The organism is Ramlibacter sp., assembly GCF_035554825.1.
Taxonomy (GTDB): Bacteria; Pseudomonadota; Gammaproteobacteria; order Burkholderiales; family Burkholderiaceae_C; genus Ramlibacter.
Genome location: NZ_DATMHS010000116.1, coordinates 18,240 through 39,771, shown reverse-complemented (window position 1 = coordinate 39,771; position 21,532 = coordinate 18,240). Strand labels below are relative to the sequence as shown.

Below are 21,532 nucleotides of genomic sequence, written 5' to 3'. Positions count from 1 at the left end.
ACATCCGGGCACGGCTCAAACTGGCGGCCGACTGCGAGATCACGCTCGAAGCCAACCCCGGCACGTTCGAGCGGGACCGCTTCCGCGCGTTCCGCGATGCCGGCGTCACGCGCCTGTCGGTGGGCGTGCAAAGCTTCGACGACCGGCACCTCAAGGCGCTCGGGCGCATCCACGACCGGGCCCAGGCGATCGCCGCCGTCGAAGAGGCCGCCGCCGCGTTCGACACCTTCAACCTCGACCTGATGTACGCGCTGCCGGGCCAGGACATGGCGCAGCTCGAGGCCGACCTGGCGCAGGCGCTGGCCCTGATGCCGCCGCACCTGTCGGTCTATCACCTCACGATCGAGGCCAATACCTACTTCGCGAAGTTTCCGCCGCGGATCCCGGACGACGACACGGCGTACGCGATGCTGGACCGGATCACGGAAATGACGACGGCCGCCGGCCTGGACCGCTACGAGGTTTCGGCCTATGCCAAGCCGGGCCACCGCTGCTGGCACAACCTGAACTACTGGCAGTACGGCGACTACCTCGGCATCGGCGCCGGCGCCCACAGCAAGATCACGTTCCCGCACCGGGTGGTGCGCCAGGTGCGGCTGCGCGAGCCGCGCCTGTACATGGACGGCGCGCTGGCCGGCCAGGCGCTGGCCCAGGACGACGACGTGCCCCGGGCCGAGCTGCCGTTCGAATTCATGCTCAACGCCCTGCGGCTGCGGGACGGGTTCGCCCTGGCGCAGTTCACCGAACGCACCGGCTTGCCGCTGACGGCCATCGGCCCGGCGCTGCAGGAGGCCGAGCGCAAGGGCCTGGTCGAGCGCGACCTGGCCCGGGTGCGCCCGACCACCCGCGGCTTCGATTTTCTCAGCGACCTGCAGGCCCTTTTCCTGCCCGCGGCCGCCCGTCCTTGACCTGACGCAATGAATGCCGGCCCGCGGATGCATTCTTCGCATAAGGGCCGGCGCAACAGGCATTTGCGGTTCAGCAGCGGCGCGCCTAGATTCAGTGTGTCGACCGTGGCGGCAACCCGCCGCCACCGGACGCGACGTCCTTTGAAGCTTCCCTACGAGGGATCAAGAACATGAATGCATTCACGCAAGCTGTCCACAACCGGCTCGCCGCCGTGCTCGCCCTGGCCGCCGCGCGGCTCGAGCCGGCCCGGTACCAGGTGATCCAGCAGATCGCCCCCGAATATTTCCAACGGCTGGACCCGCAGGATCTGGCCGAGCGCACGCCCGAAGACCTGCTGGGCGCGCTGCTGTCGCACCTGCAGCTGGGCGAGACCCGCCAGCCGGGCCAGCCCACCGTGCGCATCTTCAGCGCGACGCCGGGCGAAGACGGCTGGAGCTCGCCCCATTCCGTGATCCACGTCGTCAACGACGACATGCCGTTCCTGGTCGACTCGACCACGCTGGAGATCAACCGCGAAGGCCACACGCTGCATCTGATCGTGCACCCGATCTACGCGGTTCGGCGCGACGCGAAGGGGCGGCTGCTGAAGATCTCGCCGCGCGACGCCGATCCGGACGCGCCGCGCGAGTCCTGGATGTACGTCGAGATCGACCGGCTGGTCGACACCGCGCAGCGCGACGCGCTGGCGGCGCGGCTGCGCCGGGTGCTGGGCGACGTGCGATCCTCCGTCGAGGACTGGAAGTCGATGCTGGCGCGCATCCACGAAGCCATCGGCGGCCTCGAGCATGCGCCGGCCAGCGTCGCCGCGCCCCTGCTCGCCGAAAGCCAGGGCTTCCTGCAGTGGCTCGCCGACGACCATTTCACCTTCCTCGGCTATCGCCAGCACGACCTCGCGCTCGAGGGGGCCGAGGGCGGCTTGCGGCTGGTGCCCGGCAGCGGGCTGGGCGTGCTGCGGGAGACCGCCGAGGAGCAGCGCGCGCCGGTGTTCACGCCGCTGCCCGCCGCGGCGCGGCAGGTGGCCTTCGCCGCCACGCCGCCGCTGATGGTGACCAAATCCAACGTCCGCTCCACGGTGCACCGCGCCGGCTATGCCGACTACGTCGGCATCAAGCGCTACAACGCCAAGGGCGAGGTGGTCGGCGAGCACCGGTTCATCGGCCTGTTCACGTCCACCGCCTACAGCGCGCGGGTCAACGAGATTCCCCTGCTGCGCGGCAAGGTGGACGCGATCGCCAGGCGGGCCGGCCTGCCGCCGGGCGGCCACCTCTCGAAGGCGCTGCGCCACATCCTGGAGACCTTCCCCCGCGACGACCTGTTCCAGATCCCGGACGAGGACCTGTACGACACGGCGATCGGCATCCTGTCGCTCGGCGAGCGCCAGCGGTTGCGGCTGTTCGTCTGGCGCGACCCGTTCGAGCGCTTCGTCTCCTGCCTGGTCTACGTGCCGCGCGAGGCGTTCTCGACCGACCTGCGGATCAAGTTCCAGCGCATCCTGCTCGGCGCCTTCAACGGCAGCGTGATCGACTTCGACGTGCTGCTCGGGGAGACCCAGCTCGCGCGCATCAATTTCCGGGTCCGCACCACGCCCGGCGACGTGCCGGCCGTCGAGACGCGCGAGATCGAACGCCAGCTGGCCGCGGCCGCGCGGCGCTGGGACGACGAGCTGCGCGAGCGGCTGGTCGAGGCCCGCGGCGAGGCGGACGGCCTCACGCTCTTCAAGCGCTGGGCCGCCGCCTTTCCGCCCGAGTACCGCGATCGCGTGCCCGCGGCCGAAGCGGTGCCCGACGTGCGCAAGCTGGCCGCGCTTTCGGCCGGTGCGCCGCTGGCGCTGAGCCTCTATCCGGTGGGCGGCGGCGACGCCGGGGCGCTCGGGCTCAAGGTGTACCGGCGCGGCGCGCCGCTGGTGCTGTCCGACAGCCTGCCGATGCTCGAGCACATGGGCGTGCGCGTGATCTCCGAGGCGAGCTATCTGGTCGACGCGCAGCGCGGCGACGATGCCGCGATCGCGCTGCACGACTTCGAGCTGCACGCCCCGCTCACGGGGGAATACGAGATCGGCACGCTGGCCGCGCTGTTCGAGGATGCCTTCGCCCGCGTGCTGCGCGGCGAGGTCGAGAGCGACGACTTCAACCGGCTGGTGCTGCTGGCGGCGCTGTCGGCGGAAGACGTGGTGGTGCTGCGCACCTATGCCAAGTACCTCAAGCAGATCGGCTTCGCGCAGTCGCAGGCGACCATCGCCGCGACGCTGGCCGCGCATCCGCGCATCGCGCGCATGCTGGTGAGCCTGTTCAAGCTGCGCTTCGATCCGGCGCGCCACGACGAGGACGCCGCCACGGCGCAGGTGCATGCCATCGAGCAGGCGCTGGAGAAGGTGAGCAACCTCTCCGAGGACCGGGTGCTGCGCCAGCTGCAGGCGCTGGTCCAGGCGACCCTGCGGACCAACTTCTGGCGCACCGGCGTCGGCGGCTCGGGCGACCCGGGGCCGCGGCGCGGCTTCGTCAGCGTCAAGCTCGATTCGGCGAAGGTGCCCGAGCTGCCGCAGCCGCGGCCGCTGTACGAGATCTGGGTCTATTCGCCGCGCTTCGAAGGCATCCACCTGCGCGGCGGCAAGGTCGCGCGCGGCGGCCTGCGCTGGTCCGACCGGCCGGACGACTTCCGCACCGAGGTGCTGGGACTGGTCAAGGCGCAGATGGTCAAGAACACGGTGATCGTGCCGGTGGGTTCCAAGGGCGGGTTCGTGCTGAAGAAGGCGCCGCCGCCGTCCGATCGGGAAGCCTTCATGCGCGAGGGCGTGGCCTGCTACCAGGATTACCTGCGCGGCCTGCTGGACATCACCGACAACCTGGCCGAAGGCAAGGCGGTGCCGCCGCCGCAGGTCGTGCGCGTCGACGGCGACGACCCCTACCTCGTGGTCGCCGCCGACAAGGGCACGGCCACCTTCTCCGACTACGCCAACAAGATCAGCGCCGAGTACGGCTTCTGGCTCGGCGACGCGTTCGCTTCGGGCGGCAGCGCCGGCTACGACCACAAGGAGATGGGCATCACCGCGCGCGGGGCGTGGGAGAGCGTCAAGCGCCACTTCCGCGAGCTGGGCGTCGACATCCAGCGCACCGACTTCACGGTGGCCGGCATCGGCGACATGTCGGGCGACGTGTTCGGCAACGGCATGCTGCTGTCGCCGCACATCAGGCTGGTCGCGGCCTTCGACCACCGGCACGTCTTCATCGACCCGCAGCCGGACACGGCACGGTCGATGGCCGAGCGGCAACGCCTGTTCGCGCTACCGCGCTCCTCGTGGGCCGACTACGACACCAGCCTCATCTCGGAGGGCGGCGGCGTGTGGGCCCGCTCGGAGAAGTCGATTCCCCTGTCGCCGCAGGCGCGCAGCGTGCTCGGCATCGAGGCCGACCGTCTGCCGCCCAACGAATTGATCTCGGCGATCCTGCGCGCGCCGGTGGACCTGCTGTACAACGGCGGGATCGGCACCTACGTGAAGGCCGGCGGCGAGACCCATGCCGAGGCGGGCGACCGGGCCAACGACAGCTTGCGGATCGACGGCCGCCAGCTGCGCTGCAAGGTGGTGGGCGAGGGCGGCAACCTCGGCTTCACGCAGCGCGGCCGGATCGAGGCGGCGCTGGCCGGCGTGCGGCTGTACACGGATGCCATCGACAACTCCGCGGGCGTCGACACCTCCGACCACGAGGTCAACATCAAGATCCTGCTGGGACTGCCGATCGCCGCCGGCACGCTGACGCTGGCGCAGCGCGACGAGCTGCTGCCCACGATGACGGAGGAGGTGGCGGCGCTGGTGCTGCGCGACAACTACTTCCAGACCCAGGCCCTGTCGATCTGCCGCGCGCTGGCGCCGCAGTTGCTCGACGAGCAGGTGCGCTTCATGCGCTTCCTCGAGAAATGCGGCCGGCTGCATCCGGCGATCGAATTCCTGCCGGGCGAAGAGGAGATCGCGCAACGCCGGGCCAGGGGGCTCGGGCTCACCGCGCCCGAGCAGGCCGTGCTGCTGGCCTACAGCAAGATGTGGCTCTCCGACGAGATGGTCGACTCCGACCTGCCCGAGGATGCCTGGATCGCCAGCGCGCTGTTCCGCTACTTCCCTGCCGCCTTGCGCGAGCGCTTCCATGAAGCGATCCCGCGCCACCCGCTGCGGCGCGAGATCGTGGCGACGCATGTGGTCAACAGCATGGTCAACCGGGTCGGTCCGACCTTCGTGCACCAGCTGTGCGAGCTGACCGGCGTCACGCCGCCGCAGGTGGTGAAGGCCTACCTGCTGGCGCGCGAGGTGTTCGGCAGCGTCGAGCTGTGGCAGCAGATCGAGGCCCTGGACAACCAGGTGGCCGACAGCGTGCAGCGCGAGATGATCGTCACCTGGCGCGGCCTGCTGCGGCGCGCCACGGCCTGGTTCCTGCGTTCGCGCCATCTGGACGAACCGGCCGGCAGCGCCGCCGAGCGGCTGGCGCCGGCGGTCAGCGCCCTGCGCCGGCAGATCGCGCCCGAGCTGGCGCAGGCGCCGCAGGTGGCGGCCTGGGTGGCGGCCGGCGTGCCGGCCGAACTGGCGCGCCAGGTGGCCGCGGCGGACCGGCTGTTCGGCGCACTCGACATCGCGGAGATCGCCGAAGGCGCGACGGCGCCCCTGGATCTGACCAGCGCGGTGCATTTCGCCACCGGCGAGCGGCTCGGGCTGGAGACCCTGCGGGCGCAGATCGCCTCGCTTCCCGCCGACAGCCACTGGCAGCAGCTGGCCAAGGTGGCGCTGGCCGACGACCTGGCCGGCCTGCAACGGGCGATCGCGCTCGATGTCGTCAGCGCCAGCGGTGGCGATGCAGGCGAGCGCCTGGCGGCCTGGGAGAAGCGCGGTGCCGGCACGATCGGCAGGGCCAAGCGCCTGCTGGCCGAGCTGGCCGACACGCCGGCCGACTTGGCCATGCTGTCGGTGGCGCTGCGGGAATTGCGGCAGCTCGCCTGAAAGCGATGGTGCCGGGCGGCCGGAAGGGCCCGGCGCCACTCCCGCGAGCTCGGCCGTGCGGCAGCTTCCTACAGGACTTTCGGCTTGGCGCCTACGCGCCTGCTGCTGAGTGCGCGCCACCATTGCAGTGGTGAAAGAGTCGGCGCCAGCCGATGAGGTGCCAGATGAAGGAGATCCCCAAAGCAGCCAGCACCGAACGCCCGCAGCGCGAAGGCCGGGCCGGCAAGCAGGCGGAACGCGGTTCCGGCGAAGGGGCGGCGAGTGCCCTGGCCACCTGGCGCGAGATCGAGCGCAGCCGCTGCGAGTGCGAGCCGGCCGCCGAGGTCCAGCCGCCGGGCGTCGAGCGGCGCCGGCGCCGCGCGGGCCGGCCGGCTCAGGAATCATGAAACAAGGCCCCGGCGGCGCGAGCCCCGGGGCCTTGGTTTGCGGGGGCCCGGCTACTTGGCGAAGACCATGAACAGGGCGTCGTCCGGCGTGGCGTGGCGCACGGCGGCGTTGTCGAACACGGCAAAGCCGAACGGGTAGCGGTTGGCCGGGTTGAACTGCACGTCGAACTTGCTGCCGGTCACCAGCTTGCGGGTCAGCACCGTCGTGACCACGCCGTTTTCCCACTTGTTGACGGCCTTGATGTCGGCGCGGTCGCCCTGCAGCGGGTTGCTGATGTGGGCCGCCACTTCGTCACCCGGCTTGAAGTTGTCGACGAACGGCACCGCGTCGGCGCGCTTGATGTAGTACGTGCCGCCGGCATTCGCCGGCTTGCCGTCGCGGTTCATGAACTCGGGCTTGCCGTTGACCAGCTTCACGGCGGTGTACTCGCCGCCGGCCGTTCCGGGATCGCTCTTGCGCCCGGCGTTGGGGTTGGTCTTCGCGTCGTAGCGGCTGTCGTCGACGTACTGGTCGTCGATGTGCCCCATCGGGATCGTGCGCATGCTCTTCATGTGCCACATGTCGCCGATCTCGCCGGGGGCGTTGGTGTACTTGTTGCCGTACGGCTTGCCCTGGCCGGTGTGGCACACCACCGCGCAGCCCTGCTCCTCGAAGCCCTTGATCGAGTTGTTGATCGGCCAGATCATGGCCCACTTGTCTTCGTAGGTCAGGTTGTTGTCGCCGCCCTTGTCGTTGGGATCGGTGATCTGCTTCCACGAGCCGTCGGCCTGCTTCTGGTACGGGATGCGGCGGACCGAATTGGTCGGGTCCTTGTACTGCACGAGCATGTAGAGGCTGTCGGCCGTGTACACCGCCTTGATGTTGGCCGTCGTCTTGCCGGTGCCGCCCAGGTTCGCGCCGTCGTTCAGTTCCACCGTCAGCGCCCGCGCGCCGGCCCATACCGGGTCGGCGGCGAAGGCGTTCAGGTCGGGCGCGGCCGCGGCCTTGGCGGCGACCAGCGTGTTCGGCGCCACGGCTTGCTGCGTGACGCCCTGGCAACCCGCCAGCGTCAGCGTGGCGAGCGCGACGGCGGAAATCGTGCCGTGCAGTTTGAGACTCATAGATTCCTCATCGGTCATGTCGAAGATCCGGACGCGGACGCCGCCTTGTGGATGGACGATGCATCCGGGCCGACCTCATTGAGCGCTTTTTCCTTCATGGAGTTGTTGAGATAGGTCAGCCCGGCTTTTCAGTCTGACCGGGCACTGACCGCCGACCGCGGGCGTCCGGGCTGTCGGGCCATGCCGCTGCCGCGGCGTCGCGCACGGCGAAACAACTGTGATCGGCATGTAATGAAGCGCAACGCACCGGAAAGGTGTGTTCCCGGCTTTCACGCCGAAGAGCTTGTGCGCAGGGGCGACTGTAGGGATACAGCCTGTTTCCGCGTGGGACTGGTCCGACAGCGGCAGTCGCGTCACTATTGACCTACATCAACGTGCGCCGCGCGGCCAATGCGCAGAGCGCGACAACGCCGCTTCAAGAAACTTGCCCATGAGGACCGCGCTGCGGCGCGGCTGCCCTGTGACGTTGAGGGGAAAGGATGAGAGTGCGTTCATGGTCAGTGTGGCCGCGAGGGCCTGAAGCCGACAACATCGACAGCCGGTTTCCGGCCGGCACCCGCAGCGGGGAAGGGTCGGCCAGCCTCCAGCCGTTTCTGGAGGCGGCGCGCAAGAGCCGCATCCCGGCCTCGCCCGGCATTCCCGCGCCCAAGCCGCGCCGCGCGCGAGGCTCCGGTGACTGATGCCGCTTCGCTGGAATTGCTGATCCGGGCCGCAGAGCAGCGGCTCTTCGTCGCGGTCGTGCGGCGGGACGACCCTGCCCGCACCAGGGCGCGGCGCGACATCGCCAAGCTCAGACGGCAGCTCCCCCTGGCGCGCACCGCGGCCGCGACCGCTCGCGGCGCGGGTGAGGCCCAGCCGAACGCGTGAGATCGGCGCGGCCGGCGTCCGCGCGCGGCACCGGCTGGCGGAGAGTGTGAGATTCGAACTCACGGACGTCTTGCGACGTCGCCGGTTTTCAAGACCGGTGCATTCAACCGCTCTGCCAACTCTCCGGGAGCGGTGAGTTTACTCGCGGCGAATGCGCCCGGCCCCGACGGTCAGGCCGCCGACGCGCGCTTCGCCGCGGTGGCCGTCGCGGCGGCGGGCAGCACGCTCGAGGCGGCGCCGGGCGCGACCTCGGCCAGGTGCAGCGGCGCCGATTCGACATTGGTCGGCGCATTGGCGGCGCTGTGCGGCGCGAGCACCTTGCCGGTCGACACGCGCGACTGGTCGGCCGCGGCGATCAGTTCGCCCATCGCCTGGGCCGTTGCGTCCCACGACGTGCGGGCCACGATCTTGCTCAGGGCCGCCGCGTGCGCCGCCTGCTCCTCGCCCGTGCGGGCCAGCACGGCTTCGCAGGCGGCGGTGTAGTCCTCGGGGGTGTCCGCGATCGACACCAGATGGCCGTACGGCTCCACCACGTCCTTGATCGACGTGCTGACGGACGGCCGGCCGCAGGCCATGTATTCCAGCGTCTTGGTCGGGCTGATGAAGCGCGTCGCGTCGTTCAGCGCGAACGGCAGCAGGCAGACGTCCCAGCCCGAGATCAGGGCCGGCAGATCCTCGTAGCTTTGCTGGCCCAGCCAATGGATGTTCGGCCGCTGCGGCAGCGAAGCCGCGTCGATCTTCACGACCGGGCCCACCATCACGATCTGCCACTCGGGATGGCGCTGCGCCATGCCGTCGATCAGGTCCATGTTCAGGCGCTCGTCGATGACGCCGCAATACCCCAGGCGCGGCCGTGCGATGTCCGCCAGCAGCGGATGCTCGCCCCTGGCCTGCGAGAAATGCTTCGCATCGACGCTGCTCGGAAAGCAATGGACCGAGGGGTGGCGATGGCGCTTGGCGGCGTACAGGCTGGGACCGCCCGTGAACACCAGGTCGGCCATCTTGAACAGCGCGTTCTCGCGCTGCACCAGCTGCCGCGGCGCATGCCTGAACAGCGTCAGCTCGTCCATGCAGTCGTACACCACGCCGCGCGGGGAGAGGTCGGTCGCCAGCGGCAGCGCCATCGGCGTGTAGAACCACACCCAGTAGTCGGTCACGGCGTCTTCGGTCATCGCGTCGGAGACCATGCGCTGCAGCGCCGGCAGATGGTCGTCGTGAAAGCCCGGTGCGTCGCCCGTCACGTGCGGGCGCCACACCTGCACGTTGGCCGCCGGTTCGAATCGCTCGAGGCCGTTGTGGCCCGCCTTGAGGACGGGCTCCTCGATGAAGATGACGCGCCATCGCTGCGCCAGCCGCGACAGCAGGTGCTGCGGGCGCTGGTAGACAAAATTCCAGCGCAGGTGCGAAAAGACGACCAGGGTTTGCATGGTGCTTCCTTGTTGGATGATGGTGAACCGACCGTCGCGCGGGCTGCGCCCAGGGCGCGCGCGCGGCGATCGTGTGGCTGCCCGCGGGGCGCGGGCAGCCGCTCTTCGGGAAACTGGTGGGTCCGCGCCGCGTCCTGCGCACCGGCATCGCCGGGGTGCAGCGCGCCGGCCGTCGGCCGGGCCTGGAGTGCGCGGTGCCGCCGCGTGGTCGGAACGGGCTCGATGACTGCGGCGGCGCCCAAGGCAGTGCTCAGTGGGATTCGACGGTGTCCGGACGCGGCGTGTGGCGCCCCGCCCCGCGGGGATGGGAGAACAGATAGCCGGCGGCCAGCAGCGCCCCGGCGCCGAGGACCATGCCGCCCGCGGTCATCGACCGCGCCACGCTGCCGGCCAGCTCGCCGCCGCGTGCCGCGGTCAGCTGCAAGCGCCGCTTGGCCATTTCCGCGCCGAGCTCGCCCAGCCGGTCCGCCAACACGCGCTCGGCGGTCGGCAGCAGGAGCGTTTCCTCGTCGGCGACATGGTGCATGACGGCGTTCATCAGCTGGAAGAAGGCCTCGTCGAAGGCCGCTTCCTCGGGCCGCAGGCTGCGCAACTGGGTGATGAGACGGCGCACCTGGTCGTGTTCGGGAACGCTCTTTTGCATGAAGTCGCTGTCGGCGATCGCGCGCATCGCGGGGTAGAAGATCTCCTCTTCCAGCTGCGAATGGATCTCCAGCGCGACGCACACCGTGTCGGCCAGTCCCTTCTTGACCCGCGGCGCCGTGTCGACGTGGTACTGATGGAACGTGGTGAGGACGTGCGTGTGATCCATGCGGATCATGTTCGTCACGCTTGGTGTCATCCGGCTGATCAGTTCGTTCATTGGCACCTCGCGGGAATTCGTCAGCCGCTATTGAACCGGCTCCCGCTGCGTGCGTCTGTCGGACGCAGGCTCGTCATTGCATGCGATCCGCAGCGCAGGGTGCCGCAGCCGCGCGTCCGCCCGGTGCGGGTGTAGGCAGGCGCCCGACGCGCGCGCAGCGGGCCGGCTGACCGCTCGCGCGCCACGTGCTGACCGTCATTGGGGTTCCCGTCGCGCAGCGGCGGGTCGGGACTGCACCTATCGTGAAGGCATCGACAACTCACTCACGGAGCAAACAATGCCCATCATCCTCTGGCTTCTCGGCGTCCCCCTGGTGGTCGTGATCCTGCTGCGCCTGTTCGGCATGATCTGACAACATGCGCCGCACGCTCCGGGGCCGGCGGCTCCGGAGCGGGCCGCGTCACGGCATCTTCTTGACCTGCTCGAGCTGCTCGAGATTGCGCCCGGACATCGCGCCGCGGTCGCCCTCGCTGAATTCGTGCGTGCCGCCCGCCTCGGCGGCGTCCACGTCGTCCTGGTTCGCATACGGCTGGCGGCCCTGACCGTCGTCCCGGCTCACCTCGCTGCGCGCGCCGTGCTCCGCCTTCGGCTGCGCGTCGGTCTTCCTGCTGTTCATGCTGATCTCCCTGGGCGATGAAGGTCCGGCGCCAGCGTGTACACGCGCGTGCTGCGCTGCATGCCCAGCGCCCCGGGCAGCACATAGGCCACGCTGGCCCGGTGCCGGAACGCCCGCAGGTGCTGGCGATAGAACTCGCCGGCGACGTGCAGCGAGCCTCCGGCATGGCGGTGATAGCGCGTCGCCACCGGTTGCTGCTTCCAGGCCGCCGGCGGCGGCGCGGCTTGCAGCAACAGCGTGTCGTGTTCGTTCGCCCAGACGATGGCGGCATCGCTGCCGGCGTGCTTGGTGTCGGCGACGAAGCGGCCCGGTGGCGCGCCGTCGTCGGTGGAACCGTCGCCCTGCAGGATCGGCGTGCTGCCGACCAGGCGGCCCTTGCCGCTGAAGGCGAACAGCCGCCCGCGCGCCTGGTCGACCACGATGAAGGGCAATCCGGCGTGGTCACCCGACCCGATGGCCCACGCCGCGATCTGGCGCACCTCCGCCGACCAGCCCTCGCGGGCGAGGTCGCGGTCGAGCGTCGCCATGGCCGCGGCAGTGGCGGACTCGTTGGCGCGGTCGGAGAACACGCCGAAGCCGATCAGCGAAGCGAGCAGAACGGTGGCGAAGACAAGTCCGGTCGGCCCGGCACGGGGACGTCTTTGGATCACGGTCGTACAGCGTACCCGCCGACGGCTGCAAGTTTGTAGGACGGCGGCGCATCTACACCGTGTTGCAACACCCGACAGCGCAACAAAAAAAAGGCCGGGCGGCGACGCCCGGCCTTCAAGCCGCTCGCGCGGCTGCTGAAAAAGCCCCTTACGGCCCGTAGTTGAAGTTCAGCGACGTGGTCGCCGTGCCTGACGTCACCGTCACCGGCTTCTCCTGCACCGTCCGGCCGGGGGCCTGCGCCTGGATCGTGTACTTGCCCGCCACCGCCGTGTCGGGCGTGAGCGTCAAGGTCGCCGTTCCGGTCGCGTACGCCCCCTTCACCGGCGCCGCGACGGGCAGTCGCAGGCTGTAGGTGCCCAGTGTCGCGTCCACCGGCTTGTGGGCGACTTCGATGGTCGGCCCGCCAGTGAGCGCCTGCAACGCGCGGATGTCGGCATCCGTCACCGCCGTCGAGACGGTGGTGCTGCCGGAGACCGAGCTGGCCGTCACGGTCCCGGTGACCTCGGCCATCGACGAGGCCGGCGGGGCGAACGCGGTCGCGGTGCCGTTGACGACGGTGGTCGTGGTGCCGGCGGGGACGCCCGTCAGGACGGTGGTGGCGCGGCCGTCGGACGTGATGACCAGCGTATAGGTGCCGGCCGGCAGGAATGGGATGCTGAACTTGCCGCTGGCATCCGGGACCGTGGAGCGCACGGTGGTGCCGTTCTGTTGCGCGGCCACCGTCGTGCTGCTCAGCGACAGCGTCGTCGTCACGTAGCCCATCAGGCCCGCCATCACGCGCGGCACCACCGAGACCACCGGCTTGAGGTTGTAGCGGCCCGAGTTGCCGGCCTTGACGACCGACTTGCAGGCGTCGAAGTCGAGCACCAGGTCCGCGGCGGCGCCTTCGGGGACGTCGACATTGGCTTGCAGTTTCAGCCCGCTCTGCTGCGCGCTCGGCGTGCTCAACGCCGTCTCGACGCCGCCGATCGGTTGCACGGCATTGGCCAGTGCGCCGCTGCCCGAGGCAGCGTTCTCGGCCAGCACCAGGCGCACCTGCGAATAGCGGCCCGCCGGCAACTGCATCGAGCCGAGCTCTTCCAGCACGCCGTTGGTCAGCGAGACCAGGTCGATGCGCTTGGCGGGCGAGAGCGCCAGTTCCTGCCAGCCGCCATCGGCTTCGCCGGCCGCCGCGCTCTGGTGCACCCGCACCTTTTCCACCGTGACGTACACATGTTCATAGCAACTCGGCGCGTCGGTGATCGCCACCCGCAGGCTGCCCTGGCCGGCCGGCTGGGCCACGTCGCCGCCGCCCCCGCCGCCGCAAGCGGCCAGCGCGGCGCTCGCGCCAAGCACGGCCAGCCAGCGGGTTGCCGCCCGGGCGCGGCTGCTTTCCATTGTGTTCAGGCTCATCTCATCGTCTTCGTGGTTAGGGAGGTCCTATCCTCGCCACATTGCCGCGACATGTGTGTGTGAACGTGACGAAAAACACGTGAAAGCTCGGCCGTTCTGCGGAATAGTTACGCTTTCGGCCGGCGGGTAACAGTTGGGCGTGGACTGGAACCGACACAAAACGCCAAAAAGAAAGCGGGCCCGCAGGCCCGCCGGTGGGAGGGGGAACGCACGCCGGTTACTTGGCCGGCACCAGCACCACCGGATCCGAGGTCTTGGGCTCGATCGTCACCGAGCTCTGGCCGGCCGGCAGCGTCACGGTTTCGACTTCGCGCAGCACACCGCCGCCGGCGACGCTGCCGGTGGTGCTGCCGTAGCCCATCATGCGGGCCTGGCAGGCGGCCTTTTCCTCGCCGGCCAGCGGGTCGCAGCGTGCCACCTTGTTGGCGTCAAGGCCGGCTTGGCCGCCGTTGTCGAGGCGGCCGCGTTGCTTGTCGGCCTGGGCATTGCGCGCTTCGCGCAGGCAGGTGGCCTGGTCCTGCTGCGTCTTGCCGGACAGGCAGGCCTGCACTTCCTGCTGATAGCTGCCGGACGCATCGATGCCGGTGGTGCCGGGCGCGCCCGACGTGACCTGGGCGGTCGCAGCCGTCACTGCGAGCAGCGCCGCGACGCCGAACGACAGGATGCTCTTGCGCGAGCGGACGTTGTCGATTGCCTTCATGGGTGCTCTCCTTGATTTCATCTTGAATGACTGAAGTCTAGGAAGCTCGGATGCGCAACCGTGCCGGAGAGGGCATATGCCGCGCGGCGGCGGCGGGCCGATGGCACCGTAGGACGCCACTTGCAGGTGCGCGCCAGCCCCGGCGCGCACTCCGGGAGAAGCTCTGCGGTGCGGTAGGGCGCGTCCGACGCGGCGACGCGATGACCGCGCACGATGAGCCTTTACGGGCGACTACGCCGCGGAGCAGGGCGCACGACCATATTGCGTCCACCGGCCGTTGGTTCTGACGGCGGGTGGTCGGAACCACCAAGAGGGACCGGCCCGCTATCAACAACACGCCGTTCGCGGCAAAGGAGTCTCAGATGAATTTCATTCTTTGGTTGATCGTAGGCGGTATCGTCGGTTGGCTTGCCAGTCTCGTGATGAGGACGGACGGCCAGCAGGGCATCCTGCTGAACGTGGTGGTGGGTATCGTCGGCGCCTTCATCGGCGGCTGGCTGATCTCGCCCATGGTCGGCACGGGCACCATCAACGACGGCTTCAGCATCGGCTCGTTCATCGTCTCGCTGATCGGCGCCATCATCCTGCTGGCCATCGTCAACCTGTTCCGCCGCGGTCGCGTCCGCTGAGCGGCGACACACACGGCGCCACTCCTCGCCGCTGCACAGGGCCGCCGCACCAGGCGGCCCGGCCGGCAGGCCCCGTGAAACCAGATTTCAGGCATCCGGCAGCGCCGGGTGCCTTCTTTCGTTTGCCGCCGCCAAAAGCCGAAGGCGGGCCCGCGGGCCCGCCTTCGGCTTTGCGTGGCTGGGTCAGGCGTACGCCGCGCCCGCCGCCGCCAGCGCCATCATGTTGACCACGCGGCGCACCGTCGAGGACGGCGTCAGCACGTGGACCGAGCGGGCGGCGCCCAGCAGGATCGGCCCGACGGTGATGCCGTGGCCGCCGGTCATCTTCAGCACATTGAAGAGGATGTTGGCCGAGTCCAGCGTCGGGCAGATCAGCAGGTTGGCCTCGCCGCTGAGCGAGCTGTCGGCCAGCGCGCCGCGCCGCACCGCTTCGGACAGGGCCGAATCGCCCTGCATCTCGCCGTCGCATTCGACGTCGGGCGCCATGCGCGAGAACAGATCGCGTGCCAGCCGCATCTTGCGGGCCGAGGCGCGGGCCGACGAGCCGAAATTGCTGTGCGAGAGGAACGCGACCTTCGGCGGCAGCCCGAAGCGGCGCACCTCGTCGGCGGCCATCACCGCAATGCTGGCCAGCAGCTCGGCGCTGGGGTCCTCGTTGACGTAGGTGTCGGCGATGAACAGGGTGCGCTCCTGCAGCATCAGCGCGTTCAGCGTCGCCAGGCCGGGCGCGCCCTTGGCCGTGCCGATCACGTTGCGGATGTGGTCCAGGTGCTGGTCGAAGCGACCGACCAGGCCGCACAGCATCGCGTCGGCGTGGCCCAGGTGCACCGACAGTGCGCCGATCAGCGTGTTGGAGCGGCGCACGGCAGCCTTGGCGGCCTCGGGCGTGACCCCCTGCCGGCCCATCAGGCCGTGGTAGCTCTCCCAGTACTGGCGGAAGCGGGTGTCGCTCTCGGGGTTGACGCACTCGACGTCCTGCCCGAGCTTGAGCCGCAGGCCGGCCTTGGCGATGCGCGCCTCGATGACGGCCGGCCGGCCGATCAGGATCGGCGTGGCGACGCCGTCCTCCAGCGCCAGCTGCGCCGCCCGCAGCACGCGCTCGTCCTCGCCCTCGGCGAACGCGACGCGGCGCTTGGCCGGCGCCGCCTTGGCCGCTTCGAACACCGGCCGCATGATCATGCCGGTCTGGTAGACGAAGCGGGTGAGCGTCTGGCGGTAGGCCTCGAAGTCGGTGATCGGGCGCTCGGCGACGCCCGATTCCGCGGCCGCCTTGGCGACGGCCGGCGCGATGCGCAGGATCAGGCGCGAGTCGAACGGCGTGGGAATGAGGTAATCGGGGCCGAACGCGAGCTCCTTGCCGGCGTAGGCGTTGGCCACTTCCTCGCTGATGTCCGCCTTGGCCAGATCGGCGATCTCGCGCACGCAGGCGAGCTTCATCGCCTCGGTGATCTTGGTCGCGCCGCAATCGAGCGCGCCGCGGAAGATGTACGGGAAGCACAGGACGTTGTTGACCTGGTTCGGGTAGTCGGAGCGGCCGGTGGCGATGATGCAGTCGGGGCGCACGGACTTCGCGAGTTCGGGCCGGATCTCGGGCTCGGGGTTGGCCAGCGCCAGGATGATCGGCTTGGGCGCCATGGTCTTGACCATCTCCGCGGTCAGCACGCCGGGCGCGGAGCAGCCGAGGAACACGTCCGCGTCCTTCACCGCGTCGGCCAGGGTGCGGCCGTCGGTGTTCTGCGCGTACTTGGCCTTGGACTTGTCGTAGCCGCCCGGGCGGCCTTCGTACAACATGCCCTTGGAGTCGCAGACGAAGACGTTGTGCCGCTTCACGCCCAGGCCCACCATCACGTCGAGGCAGGCGATCGAGGCGGCGCCGGCGCCGGAGACGGCGATCTTCACCTCGTCGATCTTCTTGCCGACCAGTTCCAGCCCGTTCAGCAGCGCGGCCGACGAGATGATGGCGGTGCCGTGCTGGTCGTCATGGAACACCGGGATGTTCATGCGCTCGCGCAGCTTGCTCTCGATGTAGAAGCACTCGGGCGCCTTGATGTCCTCCAGGTTGATGCCGCCGAGCGTCGGCTCCAGCGCCGCGATGATCTCGACCAGCTTGTCCGGATCGGTCTCGGCCAGCTCGATGTCGAACACGTCGACGCCGGCGAACTTCTTGAACAGGCAGCCCTTGCCTTCCATCACCGGCTTGCCGGCCAGCGGGCCGATGTTGCCCAGGCCCAGCACCGCGGTGCCGTTGGTCACCACGCCCACCAGGTTGCCGCGCGACGTGAACTGCGCCGCCAGCGACGGGTCGGCCTGGATGTCCAGGCACGGATAGGCCACGCCGGGCGAATAGGCCAGCGACAGGTCGCGCTGGTTCGACAGCGGCTTGGTCGGGGTGACCGAAATCTTCCCCCGCGTGGGCAGCCGGTGGTATTCGCGCGCGGCTTCGCGCAAGGCCTGCTCGGCCTGGGACAGTTCTGCAGCCATGGTTGGCACACTCCTTGTTGCTCAGCAGGATGAAACGCTAACTCATGATGCGGCACGGGAGCCTGCGTGAGAACACGTGTCCCTGGGAAAGTCGCAACTTTTTACCTTGTCTTTGTGCTGGGTCAGAGGCCCCGCATGGGCTGGCTCGGGGCCGGCGACGGCCGCCGGCCGATGCCGGCGGCGACGCGGTAGAGGCCGCGCAGCAGGGTCAGTGCCAGCACGGCTTCGATGGCGGTCTGCACGAACGCCACCAGTGGATGGCCCGCGGTCTGGCGGCGCCGGAACTTCGCGAACATGCGGTCGCGGGCGATCTCGATGCTGTCGTAGAACGCCGGCACCACCAGCAACGTGAGCATGGTCGCGGTGATGGTTCCGCCGATGATCGCGATCGCCAGCGGGCGGTAGAACTCGCCGCCTTCGCCCAGGCCGACGGCCACCGGCACCATGCCGGCGATCAGCGCGAAGGTCGTCATCAGGATCGGCCGCAGGCGCGCCCGGCCGGCGTCCATCAGGGCCTGCTCGCGATCCAGTCCCTGCGCCTCGCGCCGGCGCGCGGCATCGAGCAGCAGGATGGCATTCTTGGCGACCAGGCCCATCAGCATGATCACGCCGATGAAGCTCATGAGGTTGAGCGTCGAGCGCGTCACCAGCAACGCCAGCACGACGCCGATCAGGCTGAGCGGCAGCGACAGCATCACGGCCAGCGGCGCCGTGAACGAGCCGAACTGCACCACCAGGATCAGGTACATCAGCGCCACGCCCATCACCAGCGCGGTGGTCATGGCCCCGAACACTTCCTTCTGGTCCTTGCCGGCGCCCCCCAGTTCCACGCCGTAGCCGGCCGGAAACTGCATCTGCTTGGCGAGCGCGAGGGCATCGGCGGTGACTTCGCCGGTCGCGCGGCCCTGCGCGTTGGCCGAGACGGCGATCATCCGCTTGCCGCCCAGGTGCTGGATCTGCGCCGGGCCCTCCCCCATGCTGATGGTGGCGACCTGGCTGAGCGGCACCAGCGTGTTGCCGGTGCCCACGGCCACGGGCAGCCGCTCGATGTTCTCGGCCGCCACGCGATCGTCCGGATGCAGCCGCACGGCCACGTCGCGCGACTCGCCGGTGGGATCGACCCAGTCGCCGACCTCCACCCCCGCGAACGCCACCCGCACGGCTTGCGCGACGTCGTTGACCGAGATGCCGAGCGTGCTCGCCAGGCCCCGGTTCAGCTCGATCTTCAGTTCGTCCTTGGGCGCCTGCTCCGACAGGCCGACGTCGACCGCCCCCGGCACCTTGCGCAGCCGCTCCATGTAGGCGTTGGTGATGCCCAGCAGGGTCCGGGCATCGGTGCCGTAGAACTGGATCTGCACCGGCTTGCGCGCGCCGTTGTTGAGATCGTCCAGCACGACGTATTCGGCACCGACCAGCCGCTGCATCAGCTGGCGCAGGTCGATGGCGATGTCGGCGGCCGAGCGCTGGCGCTTGGTGCTCTTGCCCAGGTCGACGTAGACGCGGCCGCCGCCGGCGTTGACCAGGCTGTTGGTGGCCACGGTCTCGGGCAGCGTGCGCGCCAGCTGCGCCGCCTGCTCCATCTTCAGGCGGGTGTACGCCAGGCTGGCCGAGGAGGGGGTGCGCACCTCGACCGCGATCATGCCGGCGTCCATCCGCGGCAGGAAGCTGGAGCCGCCGAAGGCCGCATGCAGCCCGATGGCGCCGGCGAAGCTCGCCGCCGCCGCCAGCGCCATCCAGCGCCGGTGCTTCAGGGCCCACGCGATCACGACGCCGTAGCGGTCGGCCTGGTGGTCGAACCAGGCGTTGAAGCGCTCCAGCGTGCGGCCGAGGCGGGTGCGCTGCCGCCCGTGCTGGCTGGCCGGGTCGCCCCAGTAGGCCGACAGCATCGGGTCGAGCGTGAACGAGATGTACAGGCTCACCAGCACCGAGCAGGCCACCGTCAGCGCGAACGGGCGGAACCACTCGCCGGAGACCTCCGGCATGAAGGCCACCGGAATGAAGATCGCGACGATCGAGAAGGTGGTGGCGGCGACCGCCAGGCCGATCTCGGCCGTGCCCTTGCTGGCGGCCGTGATCCGGTCGGCGCCGGCCTCCATGTGCCGCACGATGTTCTCGCGCACCACGATCGCGTCGTCGATCAGCACGCCGATCGCCAGCGACAGCCCCAGCAGCGTCATCAGGTTGAGCGTGAAGCCGCACAGCCACACGGCGATGAAGGCGGCGATCGCCGACGTCGGCAGGCTCAGCGCCGTGATCAGGGTCGAGCGCCAGGAATTGAGGAACAGGTAGACCACCAGGATCGTGAGGCCGGCGCCGAGCGTGAGCGCATGGATCACGTTGTCGAGGTTGGCTTTCGCGTCCTCGCCGCCATCGCGGGTAATGTCCAGCCGCGTGCCCGCCGGCAGCGTCTTGTTGATCTCGGCGACGACGTCGCGCACCCGGTTGGCGACGCCCACCGTGCTGGCATCGCGGGCGCGCGTCACCGACAGCGTCACGTTGGGGTGGGCGTTGCGCACGCTGAAGCTTTGCAGCTCCGCGAAACCGTCCACCGTGCTCGCCAGCTGCGCCAGCCGCACGATCTCGCTGCCGTTGCGCTTGACGACCACCTGGCCGAAATCCGCGGGCGCCTCGATCCGCCCGACCAGGCGGATGTTCTGGTCGTTCAGCGGACCGACCACCCGGCCCACCGGCGCCGTGGTGTTCTGGGTGCGCAGCGCGGCCACGACGTCGGCGACCGACACGTTGTATTCGCGCAGCCGCTCGGCGCGCAGCAGCACGCTCAGTTCGCGCTGCAGGGCGCCGGTGACGCTGACCAGCGACACCCCGTCGATGGCGCGGAACTTGTCGGCCAGCACGTCTTCCGCCAGCCGGGAAATCTCGGCGTGGCCGAGGGTGCCGGACGACAGCGCCAGATCCATGATCGGGTAGGCGCCGGGATCGCGGCGCCGGATCACCGGCTCGCGCATTTCCACCGGCAGCTTGTAGCGCACGGTGGCGATCGCCCCGCGCACTTCGTCGGCCGCCTCGACCAGGTTCTTGCGGAAGTTGAAGATGATCACGATCGACGCGCTGCTGTCCTTGGCCGTGGAGCGCAGCTCGTACACGCCGGAGATGCTTTGCAGCGGCTTCTCGATGCGGTTGATGATCTCGCGCTCCACCGTCTCGGGCGAGGCGCCGGGATAGGGAATCTCCACCGCCAGCACCGGCTGCTCGACGTCGGGGATTTCGTTGACGCGCAGCTTGCTCAGGGCGAGCAGCCCCAGGCCCATCAGGCCGAGGATGATCACCACCGTGGCCACCGGCCGCTTGATGCTGAAGTCGGACAGGAACATGGGCCGGTCCTGTCAGGGCTTCCCGGCCGGCTGGCTGGCGCCGGCGGCCGGCGCCGCCGCTTCGGCGACCGCCTGCCCGTCGCGCAGGGTGCCCACCGGATGGCGCAGCAGCCGGTCGCCGTCGGCCAGGCCGCCGCGCACCACCCAGTCGCCGCGCCTCGGGTCGCGCTCGCCGAGCGCCAGCGTCACCTTGCGCAGGGTGCCGCCGGTGACGCGCCAGGCCGACGCCTGGTCGCCCTCGCGTACCACGGCCGACGCCGGGATCAGGAGGGCCGGGGCGCTGGCGGCCTCGATCCGCCCTTCGGCATAGAGCCCGGCCAGCCGCGGCGGCGTGTCGCCGACGATGTCGACCAGCACTTCCACCTGGCGGGTCGCCGCATTGGCGGCCGGGCTCACCAGCCTGATCTTGCCGGCGAATTCCTGGCTGCCGTAGCCGTTGACGCGAAAGCTCACGCGCTGGCCGGCGCCGATCGACTGCACGGCATCGGCCGTCACCAGCCCTTCGAAGCGCAGGCTGCGCGGGTCGATCACCTTCAGCAATTCCTTGCCGACCTGGGCGGTATCGCCGGCGGAGACCTTGCGGTCGCTGACGATGCCGTCGAAGGGTGCCCGCGCTTCGGTGCGCTGCAGCTGCTGGCGGGCCTGCACGACGCGGGTCCTGGCGGCCGACAGGTCGCTCTGGGTGCTGTTGCGCCGGATCTCCGCGTCCTCCAGTTGTTGCGCGGAGGCCATGCCCGAGGCGCGCAGCGTCTGCAGCCGCTGGAACTGGCGTCCCGCCTGCTCGAACGCCTGGGCCGCGGCGCGCTGCGCCTCCTCGGCGGACATCAGGCTGTCGCGGATCGCGGTGTCGTCCAGGCGCACCAGCAACTCGCCGCGGCGCACCGGCTGGCCGCTTTCCTTGAGCACCGCCAGCACCACCGAGGACACCTCGGCCCGCAGGTCGGCCCTGCGATCGGGCTGGATCGAACCGGTGATCAGCGGCCCGGACGAGAGCGGCGCGGCGTGCAGCGTGAACACGTCCTCGGCGGCGATCAGCAGCGGCGCGGCGGCGGCCGGCGCCGCGCGGCTGTCCGCGCCGCGGCCGCAGCCCGCGAGCAACAGGGAAAGCCCCAAGAGGGGCAACAGCAAGCGCATGGGTGTCCTTCTCCGCGGATTGTTGTTCTGGTGCCGGCCCCGGGACAAGGGCGGCGCGACGGAT

Annotated in this window: 15 protein-coding genes and 1 tRNA gene; 5 read left to right on the top strand and 11 right to left on the bottom strand. The window is 69.9% G+C overall.

Features of this window, described 5'->3' with window-relative positions; all coding sequences use genetic code 11:
- From hemW to VNT59_RS14575, 3 genes are all read left to right on the top strand, one after another.
- Positions 1-908, top strand: a 908-nt coding sequence (gene hemW / locus VNT59_RS14585) for a radical SAM family heme chaperone HemW (protein ID WP_325499297.1), incomplete at its 5' end; no start/stop codon positions are given.
- 170 nt (positions 909-1,078) lie between these two features.
- Positions 1,079-5,890, top strand: coding sequence for an NAD-glutamate dehydrogenase (locus tag VNT59_RS14580; RefSeq protein WP_325499295.1), 4,812 nt, complete (start codon positions 1,079-1,081; stop codon positions 5,888-5,890).
- Positions 5,891-6,054: 164 nt separating this feature from the next.
- Complete coding sequence (locus VNT59_RS14575; protein ID WP_325499293.1) at positions 6,055-6,276, top strand: hypothetical protein; 222 nt, start codon at positions 6,055-6,057, stop codon at positions 6,274-6,276.
- Positions 6,277-6,327: 51 nt separating this feature from the next.
- Here the strand turns inward: VNT59_RS14575 and VNT59_RS14570 are convergent, their stop codons facing one another.
- Positions 6,328-7,377: an ethylbenzene dehydrogenase-related protein gene (locus VNT59_RS14570; RefSeq protein WP_325499291.1), complete on the bottom strand. Its 1,050-nt coding sequence runs from the start codon at positions 7,375-7,377 to the stop codon at positions 6,328-6,330.
- A gap of 672 nt (positions 7,378-8,049) precedes the next feature.
- Between VNT59_RS14570 and VNT59_RS14565 the strand changes: the two genes are divergently transcribed.
- The gene (locus VNT59_RS14565; protein WP_325499289.1) at positions 8,050-8,244 is read left to right on the top strand and encodes a hypothetical protein; all 195 of its coding nucleotides are present in this window, start codon (positions 8,050-8,052) and stop codon (positions 8,242-8,244) included.
- 35 nt (positions 8,245-8,279) lie between these two features.
- Here the strand turns inward: VNT59_RS14565 and VNT59_RS14560 are convergent.
- The 7 genes from VNT59_RS14560 to VNT59_RS14530 all read right to left on the bottom strand — a co-directional run bounded on the left by VNT59_RS14560 (position 8,280) and on the right by VNT59_RS14530 (position 13,892).
- A tRNA-Ser gene (locus tag VNT59_RS14560) sits at positions 8,280-8,369 on the bottom strand.
- A gap of 45 nt (positions 8,370-8,414) precedes the next feature.
- Positions 8,415-9,671: a glycosyltransferase gene (locus VNT59_RS14555; RefSeq protein ID WP_325499287.1), complete on the bottom strand. Its 1,257-nt coding sequence runs from the start codon at positions 9,669-9,671 to the stop codon at positions 8,415-8,417.
- A gap of 250 nt (positions 9,672-9,921) precedes the next feature.
- A complete protein-coding gene (locus VNT59_RS14550; RefSeq protein WP_325499285.1) occupies positions 9,922-10,533 on the bottom strand; it encodes a hemerythrin domain-containing protein in 612 nt (203 codons plus the stop codon).
- Between the two features lie 400 nt (positions 10,534-10,933).
- Positions 10,934-11,149: a hypothetical protein gene (locus VNT59_RS14545; protein WP_325499283.1), complete on the bottom strand. Its 216-nt coding sequence runs from the start codon at positions 11,147-11,149 to the stop codon at positions 10,934-10,936.
- Entirely contained in the window at positions 11,146-11,799 is a 654-nt protein-coding gene (locus VNT59_RS14540) for a hypothetical protein (protein WP_325499281.1), read from the bottom strand. Before VNT59_RS14540 ends, VNT59_RS14545 begins: the two co-directional genes overlap by 4 nt.
- Positions 11,800-11,947: 148 nt before the next feature.
- A complete protein-coding gene (locus VNT59_RS14535; protein WP_325499279.1) occupies positions 11,948-13,192 on the bottom strand; it encodes a DUF4382 domain-containing protein in 1,245 nt (414 codons plus the stop codon).
- Between the two features lie 217 nt (positions 13,193-13,409).
- Positions 13,410-13,892 carry a hypothetical protein gene (locus VNT59_RS14530; protein WP_325499277.1) on the bottom strand — a complete coding sequence of 161 codons (483 nt, stop codon included), beginning with the start codon at positions 13,890-13,892 and terminating at the stop codon, positions 13,410-13,412.
- Between the two features lie 362 nt (positions 13,893-14,254).
- Between VNT59_RS14530 and VNT59_RS14525 the strand changes: the two genes are divergently transcribed.
- Positions 14,255-14,521: a GlsB/YeaQ/YmgE family stress response membrane protein gene (locus tag VNT59_RS14525; protein ID WP_325499275.1), complete on the top strand. Its 267-nt coding sequence runs from the start codon at positions 14,255-14,257 to the stop codon at positions 14,519-14,521.
- A gap of 183 nt (positions 14,522-14,704) precedes the next feature.
- Here VNT59_RS14525 and VNT59_RS14520 read toward each other — a convergent pair whose 3' ends face one another.
- The 3 genes from VNT59_RS14520 to VNT59_RS14510 form a co-directional block, all read right to left on the bottom strand.
- A complete protein-coding gene (locus tag VNT59_RS14520) occupies positions 14,705-17,002 on the bottom strand; it encodes an NADP-dependent malic enzyme (protein WP_325499273.1) in 2,298 nt (765 codons plus the stop codon).
- Between the two features lie 122 nt (positions 17,003-17,124).
- Positions 17,125-20,334 (bottom strand): efflux RND transporter permease subunit, encoded by a 3,210-nt coding sequence (locus tag VNT59_RS14515; protein WP_325499271.1) that lies wholly within the window; start codon positions 20,332-20,334, stop codon positions 17,125-17,127.
- Between the two features lie 12 nt (positions 20,335-20,346).
- Positions 20,347-21,468: an efflux RND transporter periplasmic adaptor subunit gene (locus VNT59_RS14510; RefSeq protein ID WP_325499269.1), complete on the bottom strand. Its 1,122-nt coding sequence runs from the start codon at positions 21,466-21,468 to the stop codon at positions 20,347-20,349.
- Between the last annotated feature and the right edge of the window lie 64 nt (positions 21,469-21,532).

Bases quoted from the DNA above. Each gene is read 5' to 3' on its own strand.
- VNT59_RS14580 (WP_325499295.1), top strand. From the start codon at position 1,079: ATGAATGCATTCACGCAAGCTGTCCACAACCGGCTCGCCGCCGTGCTC.
- VNT59_RS14575 (WP_325499293.1), top strand. From the start codon at position 6,055: ATGAAGGAGATCCCCAAAGCAGCCAGCACCGAACGCCCGCAGCGCGAA.
- VNT59_RS14570 (WP_325499291.1), bottom strand. From the start codon at position 7,377: ATGAGTCTCAAACTGCACGGCACGATTTCCGCCGTCGCGCTCGCCACG.
- VNT59_RS14555 (WP_325499287.1), bottom strand. From the start codon at position 9,671: ATGCAAACCCTGGTCGTCTTTTCGCACCTGCGCTGGAATTTTGTCTAC.
- VNT59_RS14550 (WP_325499285.1), bottom strand. From the start codon at position 10,533: ATGAACGAACTGATCAGCCGGATGACACCAAGCGTGACGAACATGATC.
- VNT59_RS14545 (WP_325499283.1), bottom strand. From the start codon at position 11,149: ATGAACAGCAGGAAGACCGACGCGCAGCCGAAGGCGGAGCACGGCGCG.
- VNT59_RS14535 (WP_325499279.1), bottom strand. From the start codon at position 13,192: ATGAGCCTGAACACAATGGAAAGCAGCCGCGCCCGGGCGGCAACCCGC.
- VNT59_RS14530 (WP_325499277.1), bottom strand. From the start codon at position 13,892: ATGAAGGCAATCGACAACGTCCGCTCGCGCAAGAGCATCCTGTCGTTC.
- VNT59_RS14525 (WP_325499275.1), top strand. From the start codon at position 14,255: ATGAATTTCATTCTTTGGTTGATCGTAGGCGGTATCGTCGGTTGGCTT.
- VNT59_RS14520 (WP_325499273.1), bottom strand. From the start codon at position 17,002: ATGGCTGCAGAACTGTCCCAGGCCGAGCAGGCCTTGCGCGAAGCCGCG.
- VNT59_RS14515 (WP_325499271.1), bottom strand. From the start codon at position 20,334: ATGTTCCTGTCCGACTTCAGCATCAAGCGGCCGGTGGCCACGGTGGTG.
- VNT59_RS14510 (WP_325499269.1), bottom strand. From the start codon at position 21,468: ATGCGCTTGCTGTTGCCCCTCTTGGGGCTTTCCCTGTTGCTCGCGGGC.